Here is a 13,997-nt window from a genome sequence, read left to right as displayed (position 1 = left end):
TCGATACAAAAAGTATCTGCTATGTTTTTTTAATTTACATTTAGAAGAGACTAATTAGAAATTAGTACCCTTAGCTCCAACAGCTACATCCAACAATAATTAATAAAATAAATAACACAACTAATAAAGCGAAACCTCCACCAAAACCACAAGAACCGCCGAAACTCATATTTTTTCCTCCTTTTGGTTTGAAAACTAATAGGTAGTTGATCATTTTAACTGGTTCGTATTATACAGTATGTATATCTCCCTTTTTTGAGCATGTCTTTATAAAAATTAGTAAAAGCACTCTATTGAGAGTGCTTTAAAATGGGTACCAGAAGCTTTGGAATACATTCAGCTTTAAGTAAACTGCAATAATCAAAATGATAATACCAACAAAAAGTGTGATGTAATCCTCCTTTTGTGCGTCTGTTGCATAGTACCACGTTCGTTTATCCTTTTTTCCAAAACCTCTTAAATCCATTGCATTTGAAACAGTATCAATCCTTTCTAATGAATGAATAATAAGTGGCCAAAAAATTAAAACACGGTTTTTCATACGAATCCACAAGCTCGCTTCTCCTTTTTCAAAAGGTACGCCTCTTGCTTCCTGCGCGTGTCTAATGATTATATATTCAGATTGAATGCTTGGTATATAACGCAGTGCAATATTTATTGCATATGTAATTTTATAAGGAACAGCAAATTTATTTAAGCTGCTTACAAATTCACTTGGATGAGTTGTATAAATAAAAAGAAGTGTAAATGGTAATAACGTAAAATATTTCAATGAAAGTGTAGCTGCATAAAATAAAGTTTCATATGTAATTGTTGCATAACCTATATAAAAAAAGAGGTATACGATCCCGTTAATTCCGATCCATGGGTGGGCGTAATGAAAAGAATCATAACGGAATTTAATAAACTAAATGTAAATATAACGCTGAAAATAACTATAATTTTACGCAATTGAATTTTTGCAATTAAGAGGCCGATACATCCAACAATAAATAAAATTAGCAATATACGAAAATCAAAAAATAAAAAAGTAAGTGTCATACAAAATATAAATAAAGATAATTTAATTGCACCATCCATACGATACAAATACGTATTATGCATATTCCTCCCTCCTATTAGCTTCAATATAAAGTTGCACAAATGTTTCTGGAGTTGGAATTCCGCTTAATTTAGCTAGTTTTATTAATGAAATCTCCCGTAGATTAGCTCTTTGTAACGTTCCTTTATCCCCTAAAACAGCAGATACAGTATTGTCCGCAATAATTTTCCCTTCATGCAGAACTACCGCTCGATCTGCATATTCTAAAGCAAGATTCATATCGTGTGTGATAATAATAAAGGATATGCCCTTTTCAGCCAGTTTTCTAATAAACGACATAAACTGTTTGTAATGGTAATAATCTTGTCCAGCTGTCGGCTCATCTAATACAATAAGTTTTGGGTTTGTTATAAGTACAGATGCAATAGTAAGCCTCTTTTTTTGTCCATAGCTTAATGCCTGAATTGGCCAGTTACGAAATGGATATAATCCACAAATTTTTAAAGATTTTTCGACTCTTTTCTCAATCTCATCTTTAGAAACCTTTTTTAATTTTAATGAATATGAAACCTCTTCTAAAACAGTAGGCTGTGTAATCATTTGATTTGGGTTTTGCATAACGTAAGAAATAACTTCCCCACGTTTACGAATAGACCAACAATTTATATTTTCTCCATCGAATGTTATTCTCCCATTCTTCGTTTTATTTATTCCTATAAGAGTATGAGCTAATGTCGATTTCCCTGCTCCATTATGACCCAATAACGCTACTATTTCTCCCTCTCCTATTGAAAGGTTGATATCTTCTAAGGCTGTATGTTTGTTATTGTACGTAAATGATAAATTTTCTATCTTGCATAAAGCTTTTTTAATATATTTGTTTTTTGATGAAACTTGCTTATGCATCCAGTTCTTTAATAGGCTATGAACGCCTGCATTACGAAGATTTTCAATTGGAAATACCCTAACATTATTACTATCAAAATTTAATTTCTTTAGCGCCTCTATATAAATAGGTTCTCTTAGTCCGATATTTGGTAATATATTAGAATTTAAAATACTATCCGGTGAACCAACGGCAATAACTTCTCCCTCATCTATTAAAATAATTTTATCTAAATCAAGGTTTAAAATTTCTTCTATTCGATGTTCAATAATTACAATTGTTTTATTATATTTCTCATGTATATTTTTAATGAGTTCTATTGTATTCAAACTACATGCAGGATCCAAATTAGCTAACGGTTCATCAAATAATAATATATCGGCATTTGTCGTTAGCAGACCTGCAAGAGAGACTGTCTGTTTTTGACCTCCTGATAATTCATGCGGACTTTGTGTATGAAAGTCCTGCATGCTTACCTTTTTTAAAGAATCCGTAACAATCTTTTTCATTTCTATTTGATTTACACAATCGTTTTCTAATGCAAATGCTACATCCTCTTCGACAGTAAGGCCTATAAATTGTGAATCTTGATCTTGTAATATTGTCCCTACGTGTTTACTCTGTTCAAAAACACTACCTTTTCTCGGATCCTTTCCAGCTATTAAAATGTTACCGGTACTTATCCCTTCGTAAGAAAATGGGATTAGCCCATTTATACAATGAGCTAATGTTGACTTACCTGAACCACTTCGTCCAGCGATAAGTACCTTTTCCCCAGGATATATTTGAAATGTAATATCTTTTAAAGTAGGCTGCGTGGTATGCCTATATTGAAAGGTAAATTGTTCAAAAGAAATAATTGGTTGCATGTATTCATCCCTACTTTTCAATTTTTAAATGTGTATGTTTCTTATTTGATTTCGCTAAGCCGATCGTGATTGGTAAGCCAAGAACTAAAAATACGATAACGTCTGCAATTGTTGCGCCTAGTACTTGTATAACTATTTTGTCAAACGGTTCTCCCATCACAATAATATCGAATGCTCCAGCAAATATAATAGCTATGACAATACCAATTAACCCTGCAATTGCAAAATAAGAAATATCACGGTTATTATACGTTCCATGTTTTACACTAAAACCAACTCTTTTTTGTATGAGTCCCATTGCAAAACCAATAATACCTGAACTAATAACCCATCCCCACCAAATACCCCAACCAGCGATCGTATCTGTAACGGTATGACCGATGAGTCCTATTAAAAGCCCTGCTACCGGGCCAAATAACGCTCCAAAAACTGTTAAAATAGCCAATGCGGGTTTAATAAATGTATTCGGTGCGATAGAAAATCCCCAAAGCCCTAATACCCCGTATAAAGCTGCTCCAATTCCAATAGCTACTACTAGCTTTGTCGTTAATTTATTCATTACAATTCCCCTCTCGTATTATTCAACTTTTAATACTCTATATTTATTTTGAAAATGAATTATGCATCGACACTTCCTTTCTATACAACAAAAAATGACCTCTTAAATAAGAGGTCATTTTCTTTCACGTACAAGAATCCCCTTATCTTTCAAAAGACACATAGTGTCCTCTGCGGAATTAGCACCTTCCTATGTAATTACATAGGGGTTGCTGAGGCTTCAAAGGGCCGTTCCCTCTACCTCTCTGGATAAGTATGTATTTGTAATCTGTATTATGGCACTAACAATAAATAATTTCAATACTTTTCTTACTATTTTTATTTTTCGATAAATAGTTCATTTAAATCATTGTATTCTTATCGGAATTATGAAATAATAAATTCAAAATTGTTACGGGAGGAATGCATGATGAAAGTAATTGGCTTAATTGGCGGACTAAGTTGGGAATCAACATCGTTATATTATAAACATATTAATACAATAACTCTCTCTCAATATGATCAAAATGCGAAGCTTGTTTTATATAGTATGGACTTTGGTGAAGTAACTACATTATTACAAAATCATCAATATGAAGAAGTGAAAAATGAATTAGTCGCAGTAGCAAAAAAAGTAGAACACTCTGGAGCTGAATGTTTACTAATGTGTTCTAATACTGTACATCTATTTGCTGAGGAAGTAGAACAAGCAATATCAATCCCACTTCTTCATATCGGTGATGTAAGTGCTAAAGAAATGGTAGAACAGAATATAAAACGGATCGGATTACTAGGAACGAAACAAACAATGGAAGAAGATTTTTATACATCACGACTAGCAAAATATAACATTGAGACAATTATCCCAAATGACGAAGAAAGAACTTTTATCCATCACGTCATATTAAATGAATTAAGTAGAGGAATTATTTCAGAAACATCAAAAGAAAAACTAATACAAATTACCAATTCATTAATTAATAATGGGGCTGAAGGAATTCTACTTGGCTGTACGGAAATTCCTTTGCTCATTTCCCAAAATGATCTATCTGTTCCTGTTTTTGATACTGCTTATTTACATGCGAATACTGCTGTACAATTTGCTGGATAATAATATAAAAGCATACAGGTAGAGCCTCTATGCTTTTATATTATCCGAACTATTTATTTAAAAGAGCATCAATAACTGCAATGGCTCTTTTGGAACCACCACACTCTAAAAAACTTTCATTCAGTTTTCGAATGCCATGTTTATACTTTTTATTTGAAAGAACGTCTGTTACCGCCTTTTTTAAAGTTTGCACATTAACATGCTCTTTCAATAATCTATGTGCTGCCTCCAGCTCAGTTAATCTTTGCGCTATCATAGGTTGATCTTTATCATGCGGTATTATCACAAATGGGACATTATAATGGATTGCATCGTGCACACTATTCATTCCACCATGTGTAATAAAAACATCTGCTTCACTTAATATTTCTGATTGAGGTACGTAAGGGGCTATAATAAAGTTGTCTGGCGCTTGCTTAATTTTTGAAATATCATTTCTATCACCGATCGCCATTACTACAATCCCTTCGAAATTTGAAAAAGCATCAATACAAGTATTAAAAAATGGTTCGAGCCCTTCAAGAAGTGTTCCCATTGAAATATAAATAACTTTCTTTTTTGAAAGCAATTCAAGTGGAAACTTTGCATTTGTTTTGCGCTTTATAATACTCGGTCCAATAAAAACATTGTTTTCTCCGAACGAATCGCTATTAGGTTGAAAATAACGACTTGTATACACGAGACTAATATCTCCCTTATTATGCATAAATTGAAGATTATTTTTGGGCTTTACTCCAAATTCATGTTCCATTTGATACAGTAACTTTTCAGAGAGTTCATCGGGTTGGAATTGTATTTCTGCATTTGGATGAAAAGGCAAGGTTTCCAATAATACTGGTGGAATTAAAAATATAGGAGAGGAAACTATGCTTGGAACCTGTAAATATTCCTTTACTAACTCTCCAGCACCAAATATATCATAAACTACGAAATCAAAATTAATGCTTTTACATAATTCTTTCGTAATTTCTAATATATATAAAGAAGTTTGAACATGTACATGAAAGAAAGATTTTAATCCATATGAAGTTTCATTATCAATAGAAATCTCCTTTAATAAATCCGGATGAGTATGTACAATAGCTCCCAAAACTTCAAGCCTTTCCTTAAAGTTTTCCGTTGTAATATAGTGTACGTTATCACCTCTTTCAGTAAAGGCCTTTACTAAACTTAATGTAGGATTTACATGTCCCTCTGCAGGAAAATTAACTATTAAAATATTCAACACGTATTTCTCACTCCTTACAATTCAATGTTCTTATTAATCGTACTGTTATTATTACAAGCAATCTTCCTCTAATAGTCCCAATATGCTTACTACTTTAGGTTGATAAATAATTATCAGTCATCGGAAAAGGCATCTACATAAGTAGATGCCTAACTGTGATAAGGAGTGTTCTGTGAGGTTAGGATAAGCTTTTCTGCTTGTCCTATGCTATCAATATATGAATTATTTTATAAAACGTGCATATCTAATAGAATTATTTTAACCATTTTATTTGATCAAATGGATAATATACCATTTTCACTTTACCTATTACATGTGACTCATTGATAAGTCCAAGTGTATTCCTACTATCTTTACTATGATTTCGATTATCACCTAATACAAATAATTTATGCGAGGGAACTTTCATTTCTCTAAAGTTTGAAAAACGATTTGATACTTGTGACATATCTAACTGTATATACAACTCATCTCGCTTTTTACCGTTAATATATACCACATCGTTTCTTAATTGTATGTTATCCCCTGGTAATCCAATAATTCGTTTCACGTAGTATGTAGGCTCGTCTTCTTTTTTTATTATTACAACATCACCATGATGAAAAGAAGAAAAATAGACACTAGCCTTATTAACTAGTATGCGATTATTTTCATTCAAAGTAGGTTGCATCGAAATTCCTTCTACCATACAAAATAAAAATGACTTATTAATAATAATAATTCCTATTATAATTAAAATATAGCTACATATTTTTCTCCAATCTTTTAGAATCAATTGCTTCATATATACCTCATTTCTAATCTATTCGTATGTAAAAACGTCTCTAGTCCATATAAATGCTAGAGACGTTTCGTATATTTTAATTCTCTTTAGAGTCATCTATTTTTGGTGCTTCGCCAGTTAATCGCTTATTTTTTAAATCAAAATAAGCATCTAAAACTTCTTTTCCAATATCAGAGTTAATACCAGACTTATCATTTATAACCCATGGTACTACAACAGAAAATGCTACTTCTGGATCATCATATGGCGCATATCCTGCTAATGTTAAATTATAGCATTCTCTACGATCGCCTTTCTCATTTCTCCCAATATCACTTTCTCCACCGTATACAGTCTGTGCAGTTCCTGTTTTGCCAGCTGGTTTATACGGTGCTTTTTGGAACGCCCTTACTCCCGTTCCATCCCCTTCTTGGAATACTTTCCTAAAGCCTTCTTTTACTTGATTGATATATTCTTCTTTCATATCAATTCTATTTAAAACAACGGGTTCTATTGATTGTACTACTTTACCGACCTCATCTTTTTGAACGGTTTGTTCTCTAATTTCTTGAAGAATTTGTGGTTTCATACGATACCCGCCATTTGCAATAGTTGAAATATATTGTGCAAGCTGAAGTGGTGTATACGTATCATACTGACCAATGGAAAAGTCTAATAAGAAACCTGGCTGATTATCTTTTCTCCCAATTTGCCCCGCTGTTTCATTCGGTAAATCAATGCCTGTTGGAACACCTAAACCAAATTGTCTGAAATAATATCTCATCTTATCAAAGTATTCTTGTTTAATATCTAATGAACTGTTCTTTACATAATCCATACCAACAATTTTTAATGCTGTGTTAAACATGTAAACGTTAGAGGAAACTTGTAAAGCTCTTAGGTCATCTATATCTCCAAAATCTTTCCATGACTTTTTCTCCTTAGTTCCTTTAAACTTCATAGGTGCATCATAAAAATGTGTTCCCGGTGTTATAGCTTTTGTTTCAAATCCGGTTAATACTGTAGCACCTTTAACAGTTGATCCAAGCTCGTATGAACTTGTCAGCGTACCTAAAGCATAATCTTCTACTTCCGTTTTTCCGTCTTTTTCTACAAGTCTTTTCCCAGCCATCGATAATACTTGGCCGTTTTTCGGATTCATCATTACAACGAAAGCACGGTCTAACATTGATTCTGAACCTTTATATGCCTTTAATATTTTTTCTATACTCTCTTCTACTTTTTTCTGTAATTCCATATCAATTGTTAACGCTAAATTCTTGCCGCTTTTCCCTTCAGAAACTGTCTCCGTTCTAATTGTATTACCTTGTTTATCTGCAACGCTTCTTACTTCTTTTTTTGTACCATGAAGTACATCTTCATATTGCTGCTCGATATAACTTTTTCCAACCCTATCATTTCGGCTATAATCACGTACCAAGTAGTAATCTAATCGTTCACTTGGTAATCCTTCATCGGAATTAGAAACATTTCCAAGAACAGATCGGAATAATCCATCATTTACATACACTCTCTCCCAATCCACCGATACGTCTACACCTGGGAGATTCGCTAAACCTTCACTAATTATAGTAAATTCCTTTTCACTAACATCTTTTTTAATAATTTGAGGAGCCATTTGATAACCAGAAGTCATCTTACTTTTAATAGCTAACACTTTTATATCTTTCTCTGTTAATTCCTGAAGATTTTTATCTGTAACCCGTTTTCTTTTTAACTCTTCTATTTTTTTATCTAGCTTCTTGCCGCTAATATCCTTTTCTCTAAATGTATCTATTTCTTTTTTCGATACTAGATTTTCAGCCAGTTTCGGATTTAATTGCATCCAAAAATCTTTCTTATCTGTCTCATTTAACTTATCTATATCTTCTTGCGGCATTTCAATTATGTCTACAAGTTGTCTTGCAGTTTTTAATATATCTTCTGATTTTACACCTTTCATCTTTGTGTACGTGATCGTGCGTAAAGATGTATTATCAACAACTGGATTCCCTTCTCGATCAAATATTTTCCCACGTGGGACAGATAGGCTCACAGTTGCATTTTCTCTCTTTTCTACTTCATTTTTATAAGTCTCTCCATCGAAAATTTGCACTTTACCTAACTGTATAATCATTGCAGAAAATAATAAAAATACACATAGAAATAAAATATTTAACCGCATCGGTATTGCTCTACCACTTTTTTTCACTTGCTTTTTCACCTTGTCATAATCTCCTCCTTACAACATTTTTAATAATTTTAAGCTTTCTATATTAAAAGTAATGTACACTTTCCATACATTACTTTGTACGCATATTAATATAACGTTTAAAACTTAATAGAAATTAAAACAAACATAAAGAAAAGGTAAAGTTTACTAAATTAAATATAAAAATACCCAATAACAAAAGCTTAGCTTTGTTATTGGGTATTAAGTATTTTAGGAGTTAATATTAGAACGTATTGAAATACATCTATCATCACAATTTGATAGCGATTGTTTACTCTGAATTTTCGGCAAGTAAATAGTTACAGTTGTCCCGACGCCAACCTCACTCATTATACTTATTGTTCCTTGATGACCTTCAATTATTTTATAACTTAACATCAATCCAATACCGGTACCTTTTTCTTTCGTACTATAGAAAGGTTCACCTAATCTTTTAATTCTTTCTTCAGGTATTCCTATTCCTTCATCTATTACACTAATAATGACACCTTTTTTATGTATTTCTTTTATATGGATTGAAATTTTCCCGCCATCTAGCATTGCTTCAATTGAATTTTGCAAAATATTAATAAATACTTGTTTCAATTGATTTTCTGAGCATTCAATGATTATCTCTTTGGAATCTGTAAATAGTTCAACTTGAATATTTGTCATGATTGCTTTTGTATTAATTAATGATACGACATTTTTAAAAATTTGATAAATATTTTTCTTTTCTGTATTTATTTCATCAGTTTTAGCAATCGACAAAAACTCTTGGAGGATTGCTTCTATTCTTTCTATTTCGGAAAGCATAAGGTCAAAATATTTTTCTTGATCTTCTTTATTAATTTGGAATAACTGTATAAATCCTTTAATTACAGTTAATGGGTTTCTCACTTCATGAGCTACACCGGCTGCTAATTGACCAATTGCCGCAAGTGTATCTGATTTATTTAGCAATTCTTCTGCCTTTTTCCGCTCTGTGATATCGCGGACAATGATCATAATTTTATCTTGTAATAACGGTAAACATCTAGCTTCAAAGAAATCGATACTTCCATTAATTGTTAGAGGATATTCTACAATTACATTCTTTCCTTCTTCTTTCAATTGGCGAATTGCTTCTTGAAATTGCTGTGCTACTGGAGACGGTAATATTTCGTAAAACTTTTTCCCCATAAAAGCTTCTGCGGGTACGTAAAATTTTGTAGGGGACCCTGCTTTATAATCTATAATTGTCCCATCATCTTCTGTTAAAAAACATAAATCTGGTAAAGCTTTAAAAATTAATTCTAATTCAGAGGTTTGTTGTTTCAATTGCTCTTCTATCGCTTTTAAATGTGTAATATCTACACCAACAGCCCAGTAACTAAATCCTGTTACAGGAAACTGCTCTGATATATTGGACCACATTATCGTTTTAATTTCACCATTTTTACATGTTAAACGCATTTCCCAATCTCTAAAATTTTTTCCATGAGTCAAAAATTTATTTTGTATTTGATAGCGATAATTATGGTCAGGATACAGTAATCGAAGTGCGTTTGGATTCCCAATTATTTCTTCAGCAGTATAACCTGTTACAATCTCGCATTCTCGATTCCACAAAACAAAATCTCCATTATAGTCAAGCGCATCAACCATAACAGGCATGTTTTGTAAGATTGTATGCAGTTCTTCCTCTTTTCGAGAAAGTAACGATGTATTTTTACTTTGAACTACTTTTTTCACCCCATCTATAATGAGGTTAGAAAGCATTTCAAAATATTTCTGGCAATTTAAGATTTCGCTTCTTTTGGACCATACAACAAAAGATCCTAAATATTGATTGTATAAGAAAAGGGGGATTTCAATTTTTGGAAGTTTACATACTTTCATTTCATTAATTCCAAATGAAAATATACATTCGTTTTCAGCATCAAGAAGTTGATGTGATATGTTGGTTAATTTATAAAATTGTTCTGCCATGGTTTCTATTGTACTCACATCAATAAGTTCCATTAGCCGCGCATTCATTCCTTTTTCACCTCGATATGTAAAATTTATACAAATCCAAAATTCATACTTCTTCATTATACGAAGAAAGTGCCCCTAGGTATATAGCTGTAGAATAATTATTCAAACAAATTCTATTTTTCAATTAAAAACAGAAAATAATATGGGATTGTTACGCGCTGCTAGTAGCAGTATAAAAATAAAATAACCGTAAAATTCACAAAAATTTCACAACTCTCATGAAAAATATAAACATTTATTCCAATATATTCTATATAATGAGTTGTAATAAGGCTTCTATGAATCTCATAGAATACCTTACCCCTAATAAAAAGAAAAAAGAATCTATTTAGATTCTTTTTTTTTATTTATTACATTACATATTTATATAAAGCATGTGCGACACCATGTTCTTCATTTGTTAACGTTTCGTATTGACACATCACTTTTATTTCTTCAACTGCATTTCCCATTGCAATTGATATATTTGCTTTCTCCATCATGGAAACATCATTTAGACCATCACCTATTGCTACAGTATTTTCAACTGGAATATTAAGATGTTCTGCTAAAGTATATAATCCATTTCCTTTTTGAGCATCTCGATGATTAATCTCTAAATTATGCCAATAGGAAGATGTAATAGCTAAATCCGTATTATGCAGAAATGTTTCTTTTAATTTTTTTAATTTCTCTATGTCATAAGAAAACGGTAAAAGTTTATGCACATGTATATCCATTTCTACAATTGGTTTACAACTTTCTGTACTATGAAATGCTGTATGCTCAAGATATAATGCAGCAATCGTTTCTAACTCTTTCAAGTTGAAATTTTCTTTTGAATTCTTTACATACTCGATTTCATTTCGTACACTCTCTACTCCATAATCTGGTACATACACACCTTTATTAGTATAAAGTTGATAATACAAATCATTCTCTTCAAGATATTCTATAATCTCTAGTGCTTGCGTATTTTGAATTGGGTATCTCTTCATCATCTTTTTATCTGTATAAATAAGTGCACCATTTTCAGCAATAATCGGACATTCTAAATTCACTTCTAACAATAGTCGTTCAATATCCACAATAGAACGTCCTGTACAAATTGCTACAACATGGCCAGCTTCTTGACATTTTCGAATTGCTTCTGCATTCTCTTTACTAATCATTTTATTCCCTGAAAGAAGAGTTCCATCTAAATCAATTGCGATTAATTTCATTATTTCTTCACCACTTTCTATAAATACACGAGTTTTTATGAAATATAAGGTATCGTTTTCATACGAATCTCGTGAAGTACTCCTTATTTATAGTTTATGAAAAGCGTTTCAGGTCAAGAAATAATTAAAAATAAAATCCAAAGCTTTTCTTTTTAAAGAAAAGCTTTGGATTTTAAGCTATGAATTATAACTAATATATTTTGTCTCACACATGTATACATTTTTTTCTTCTGTTGGGATATATACTTTAAACTTTTCTAAACGTTTTCCGTATATATGAATAGTGATTGCGCTTTCATTTTCAGCTATTTCAAGAATATGACAATCAGCTGGTGGAATTACTTTATCGGTTTCGCCTTCTCCCAAATAAAGATTTCCTATGTGTGTTAAATAAGAAAGTGAATTTCCAAGCTGCTTCGTTTGTACAAAGTTCTGCACCATTATCCTTCCTGAAAAAACGCCTTCTACTCCCCATGTGCCATCATGATCATGTAATGGTGTAGATTGTCCATCTTTCCATACGAGAGCTAATACTTCAAAACGTTTTAACGGATCTTCATACAGTAAGTGTCGTGCATATTGAGCCGAATTCACCTTCTGTTTATCTAACGGAAGCCATGTTTTCTTTTCTAAAAGTTCTTCTAGTAATGTTTCAATTTCACACACGATTTGTTCTTCCAATAAATCACCATCTATTAAATCAGTTACAGCTTTAATAAATATTTGAAACGTTTTATTCCCATCGCACGTTAACATAAGCATCCTCCTCCACTCTTCTTTCACACACTTCCATACTAAATAGACCACTAAAAATTTACAATTGAGAAATAAAAAAACAAGGTACAGTAATTTTGTACCTTGCTGAACGTTTTACCTAGTTTTCAAAAGAATAGGTAAGTATTTTAATGTTTGTTCATTTTCTAATATACATTTTTCTAAATTGAACGATGGAGATAACTCTATTTTTTCAAAGGCATTTATAAAGGTAGTTAATGCAATCTCAGCTTCTAAACGTGCAAGTGGCGCCCCTAAGCAAAAATGAGGACCTTTACCAAAGGTTAAATGCTTTTCATTTCCTATTCTGTGTAAATTAAATTTAGAAGCTTGTAAGAACTTTTTCTCATCTGAATTTGCTGCACTAACCCACGCAACAATCATTTGATCCTTTTTCATAAAAGGTCCAAATATATTTGTGTCCGCAGTAATCCTCCTAGCTAATGTAATGGGAAAGCGATAGCGTAAAACTTCCTCAATCGCTTTTGAAATTAACGTAGGTTCTTTTCTTAACTCTTCATATATTCCAGGTGAATCTACTAAAAAGCAATAAAAGCTGTTAATAATTAAATTTGTAGTTGTTTCATTACCTGCCGCTAATAAACCTAAAGAAAAAGTAACTATTTCTTCATCGGTTAATCTTTCGCCTTCATATTCAGCTCGTATTAAATCTGAAATAATATCGTCGGTTAAATGATATCTTTTCTCTTGGACAATTGGAAGAAGGTATGTTTTAAATTCATTTAACGCAATTCCTTTTTCTACATCCAAATCGTTAAATTTTTCTTTACTATACGGCATAAATAAAATATCAGACCATTCTTTAATTTTTTTACGATCCGTTGTTGGTACTCCTAATAAATCGGATATGACGGTAACAGGTAAAGCTACAGCAAACTCTTCAACGATATTAACTTCACTATATTTTCTGATATGTTGTACAAGTTCATTTGCGATAGCCTGTATTCGAGGTTTCCATTGTTCTAAACTTCTTGGAGTAAATGCTTTAGAAACAATAGAACGTACATTGCGATGTTCTGGTGGATCAGTAGAATTTATATTTATTCTAGTTTCTAAAGGTGGGATTGCGAATTGTCTTCGTTCCCTTCTACTGGAAAATAAGCGATAATCCGATAAAACTCGATTTACATCATCGTATAAAAAAACATTCCATACATCCTGCTCCTCATCATAATGAACCGGATGGTTATCCCTCATAAATTCATACCACTCATACGGATTCCACAATTCTTCTTTTGTTTTCAGCTTTGAAATTTCATGAACTAAAATCACATTTTCAGGCGAAGCCATAGTTCTTTCCTCCCTTTTCTTTTACAATAAAAGTGATAGGTCG

11 protein-coding genes, 1 pseudogene and 1 riboswitch are annotated in these 13,997 nt (G+C 31.9%); of the genes and pseudogenes, 1 reads left to right on the top strand and 11 read right to left on the bottom strand.

Annotated elements, in window-relative coordinates; all coding sequences use genetic code 11:
- Positions 1–70: 70 nt before the first annotated feature.
- The 4 genes and pseudogenes from JFU20_RS29035 to JFU20_RS29020 form a co-directional block, all read right to left on the bottom strand.
- The gene (locus JFU20_RS29035; protein WP_000007808.1) at positions 71–169 is read right to left on the bottom strand and encodes a YjcZ family sporulation protein; all 99 of its coding nucleotides are present in this window, start codon (positions 167–169) and stop codon (positions 71–73) included.
- A gap of 135 nt (positions 170–304) precedes the next feature.
- Positions 305–1,104: pseudogene (locus JFU20_RS29030) on the bottom strand (energy-coupling factor transporter transmembrane component T family protein).
- Positions 1,097–2,797 (bottom strand): ABC transporter ATP-binding protein, encoded by a 1,701-nt coding sequence (locus JFU20_RS29025; RefSeq protein ID WP_002013167.1) that lies wholly within the window; start codon positions 2,795–2,797, stop codon positions 1,097–1,099. Before JFU20_RS29025 ends, JFU20_RS29030 begins: the two are co-directional and overlap by 8 nt.
- 10 nt (positions 2,798–2,807) lie before the next feature.
- Positions 2,808–3,356, bottom strand: a complete 549-nt coding sequence (locus tag JFU20_RS29020; protein WP_002013166.1) for an ECF-type riboflavin transporter substrate-binding protein — start codon at positions 3,354–3,356, stop codon at positions 2,808–2,810.
- A gap of 139 nt (positions 3,357–3,495) precedes the next feature.
- Positions 3,496–3,611: riboswitch (SAM riboswitch) on the bottom strand.
- Positions 3,612–3,761: 150 nt separating this feature from the next.
- Here JFU20_RS29020 and JFU20_RS29015 point away from each other — a divergent pair.
- The gene (locus tag JFU20_RS29015; protein WP_002013165.1) at positions 3,762–4,445 is read left to right on the top strand and encodes an aspartate/glutamate racemase family protein; all 684 of its coding nucleotides are present in this window, start codon (positions 3,762–3,764) and stop codon (positions 4,443–4,445) included.
- A 49-nt stretch (positions 4,446–4,494) separates the two neighbouring features.
- Here JFU20_RS29015 and JFU20_RS29010 read toward each other — a convergent pair whose 3' ends face one another.
- From JFU20_RS29010 to JFU20_RS28980, 7 genes are all read right to left on the bottom strand, one after another.
- On the bottom strand, positions 4,495–5,673 hold the full coding sequence (locus JFU20_RS29010; RefSeq protein ID WP_002013163.1) for a macrolide family glycosyltransferase: 1,179 nt from the start codon (positions 5,671–5,673) through the stop codon (positions 4,495–4,497).
- 253 nt (positions 5,674–5,926) lie between these two features.
- Entirely contained in the window at positions 5,927–6,457 is a 531-nt protein-coding gene (gene lepB / locus JFU20_RS29005) for a signal peptidase I (protein ID WP_002013161.1), read from the bottom strand.
- Between the two features lie 76 nt (positions 6,458–6,533).
- Complete coding sequence (locus JFU20_RS29000) at positions 6,534–8,660, bottom strand: peptidoglycan D,D-transpeptidase FtsI family protein (protein WP_002013160.1); 2,127 nt, start codon at positions 8,658–8,660, stop codon at positions 6,534–6,536.
- Positions 8,661–8,879: 219 nt separating this feature from the next.
- On the bottom strand, positions 8,880–10,667 hold the full coding sequence (locus JFU20_RS28995; RefSeq protein WP_002165692.1) for a PAS domain-containing sensor histidine kinase: 1,788 nt from the start codon (positions 10,665–10,667) through the stop codon (positions 8,880–8,882).
- Positions 10,668–11,017: 350 nt separating this feature from the next.
- Positions 11,018–11,869 (bottom strand): Cof-type HAD-IIB family hydrolase, encoded by an 852-nt coding sequence (locus tag JFU20_RS28990; protein WP_002065648.1) that lies wholly within the window; start codon positions 11,867–11,869, stop codon positions 11,018–11,020.
- A 177-nt stretch (positions 11,870–12,046) separates the two neighbouring features.
- A complete protein-coding gene (locus JFU20_RS28985) occupies positions 12,047–12,625 on the bottom strand; it encodes a cysteine dioxygenase family protein (protein ID WP_002165691.1) in 579 nt (192 codons plus the stop codon).
- 114 nt (positions 12,626–12,739) lie between these two features.
- A complete protein-coding gene (locus JFU20_RS28980; protein ID WP_002165690.1) occupies positions 12,740–13,954 on the bottom strand; it encodes a cytochrome P450 in 1,215 nt (404 codons plus the stop codon).
- Positions 13,955–13,997: the final 43 nt, after the last annotated feature.

Source organism: Bacillus sp. TH30, assembly GCF_016650875.1.
GTDB classification, from domain to species: Bacteria; Bacillota; Bacilli; order Bacillales; family Bacillaceae_G; genus Bacillus_A; species Bacillus_A mycoides.
This window is presented reverse-complemented; position numbering and strand designations above follow the sequence as displayed.

Coding starts and splice junctions, on each gene's coding strand:
- JFU20_RS28985 (WP_002165691.1), bottom strand. CDS start 12,625: ATGTTAACGTGCGATGGGAATAAAACGTTTCAAATATTTATTAAAGCT.
- JFU20_RS29015 (WP_002013165.1), top strand. CDS start 3,762: ATGATGAAAGTAATTGGCTTAATTGGCGGACTAAGTTGGGAATCAACA.
- lepB (WP_002013161.1), bottom strand. CDS start 6,457: ATGAAGCAATTGATTCTAAAAGATTGGAGAAAAATATGTAGCTATATT.
- JFU20_RS29035 (WP_000007808.1), bottom strand. CDS start 169: ATGAGTTTCGGCGGTTCTTGTGGTTTTGGTGGAGGTTTCGCTTTATTA.
- JFU20_RS28980 (WP_002165690.1), bottom strand. CDS start 13,954: ATGGCTTCGCCTGAAAATGTGATTTTAGTTCATGAAATTTCAAAGCTG.
- JFU20_RS29025 (WP_002013167.1), bottom strand. CDS start 2,797: ATGCAACCAATTATTTCTTTTGAACAATTTACCTTTCAATATAGGCAT.
- JFU20_RS29020 (WP_002013166.1), bottom strand. CDS start 3,356: ATGAATAAATTAACGACAAAGCTAGTAGTAGCTATTGGAATTGGAGCA.
- JFU20_RS28995 (WP_002165692.1), bottom strand. CDS start 10,667: ATGAATGCGCGGCTAATGGAACTTATTGATGTGAGTACAATAGAAACC.
- JFU20_RS28990 (WP_002065648.1), bottom strand. CDS start 11,869: ATGAAATTAATCGCAATTGATTTAGATGGAACTCTTCTTTCAGGGAAT.